The 1898-nt window shown below is 38.5% G+C and carries 1 protein-coding gene; it reads right to left on the bottom strand.

Annotated elements, in window-relative coordinates:
* Positions 1–137: 137 nt before the first annotated feature.
* A complete protein-coding gene (locus E1176_RS01725) occupies positions 138–1619 on the bottom strand; it encodes a hypothetical protein (protein WP_155208851.1) in 1482 nt (493 codons plus the stop codon).
* Positions 1620–1898: the final 279 nt, after the last annotated feature.

Below are 1898 nucleotides of genomic sequence, written 5' to 3'. Positions count from 1 at the left end.
GTTTGAAAAAAGTTATGTCTCTGAGTGATGCACTCTTAAACTGCTATCATAAATACTATTAAAAACCAGTCTTCTGACCGCTTTGAGTGATCAGAAGGCTGAATATTAATCAGGGTTATTCAAGATGCAATCTCAAATCAATAATAACTATAAGTGGTTTCCTGATTGCCGTAGCTTGAGGTCGCTGTTCTGCTCAGCACCTGCCCGGTAGTTGGGTCAGTTGTATAGGAAAAAGTAAAAAGCATATTAAATCCGTTTTCCTCTTGTCTGTAGCTACCCGGCAGTCTTTTCTGCATAGGCACAGTGCCTATAATCTCAACAGGAAATCTATTTGAGCTACCGGGGATATAGCCTTCATAAGTTCTTGTAGAGATCAAATCATAATCATCTTCACCTGCTGTAGGGACGTAGATCAGGTGCTTGTATAAGTTGTGATCAAAATCAAAAAGATAAATCATCACGAAAGTCTCTTTGTAACTGCCATCACTTTGCCTGCTATAATCTGCCTTCCCTCCTAAATTACCTGCCTCATCATAATCATATAAACTATAGGCTTTCATAACTCCATAATCGAAAGTTTCCGAACGTACTATACGTCCATCTTCGCTGTAGAAATATTGGTCTTGTTCAACGCCTGTATTAATTCTTTCGATCAAGCCGTTTTCGCTATAGTAATAGGTCTTAGTACCAGACCTAAAACCCGGTGTTTCACTTTCCCAATACACATAGTTAATCTTTCCTTCCTCATTATAAACATAGGTTTCTTTATACCTATCGCTGGTGGAAACACTCTCAAAAGACTTTGGCTTGCCCATCAACTCAACATCTTTGATATAAAGTGTAAAGTAAGTCTGGGTACCGGGCAGGAAACCCTCACTCATTGACGAAAGGCTGATTGTCACGTTAGTACCACCACTGAGTTTAGTATTGTAAATAGGCTTTATTACAAAACTGGCATCCATCTCCCCCTTGGAAATGATCAGCGTTACCTCCTCATCAACAATCTCATGACCTTCCACTATTAGGTTTTCTGTAAAGCCAGCTAAAAAAAGACGTATTTCTCCTTGAGGGGCTGGTGCAGACAATGCAATATCAACCGTAATTCCCTGACTGTTATTTTCTATCAAAGTCATCTCACTAACCGTAAAATTCACTTTTACCTGGTTAGCAGGTACTTCATTTTTATCATCATCAAGTACTTTAAGCGATGCTTTGTGTTTCTCACCTGTCTCAAAACCTTCTGACACTTTAGCAATCTCCAGGTCTATCGTCCGATCAGGATCTATCACGTCATTATTTACAGGGTTGATAAAGAAGCTCACACTATCAGTATTAGCGTTTATATCTAATGTTATAAGGCCATTTTCTGCTGCCGGAGAAGTGGTAAAAGCTGGTTCAAAACTAGATGAAATGCGAACCTCAACCTGGCCTGAGATTGCAGTTTTCTCACTAAATACTAAGGCCACTGGTACCTTCTCTCCATTCTCAGCAATTTCCTTTATTGGAGAAAAATTGATTTCTACATCTTTTGAAATTGGGTTTACCGTTTCATCATCTTCACATGCAACTATACTGAGCATCACTATGATGCCAATACAGTACTTCCATATTGTTTTCATTCGTTTGTTATTACTTTCGATCTAGAGAGCGTCTAAGGGGCGGACAAGTAGGGAAAGCACTTTATCTTTTATGCCCAAACGCTTGAGATTTGTCTTAACTAGAAACCAATACGGCAATTGAAATATGGAAGTTGTTGATCATCAGGCTCTTTTACACTGAATGAGATTTTTCAAACACCAGCGGTAAAAAAATGATGTGCAATTAAAACAAAATACCCGATAGCTAAATCAGCTACCGGGCATTTAAACTAACCACTTATGAAAAACTATTATCTTTTT

Origin of the sequence: Fulvivirga aurantia (assembly GCF_009711475.1) — a bacterium.
Lineage (GTDB): Bacteria > Bacteroidota > Bacteroidia > Cytophagales > Cyclobacteriaceae > Fulvivirga > Fulvivirga aurantia.
This window is presented reverse-complemented; position numbering and strand designations above follow the sequence as displayed.

Excerpts from the sequence above, each read along its gene's own strand:
- E1176_RS01725 (WP_155208851.1), bottom strand. The coding sequence starts at position 1,619 with ATGAAAACAATATGGAAGTACTGTATTGGCATCATAGTGATGCTCAGT.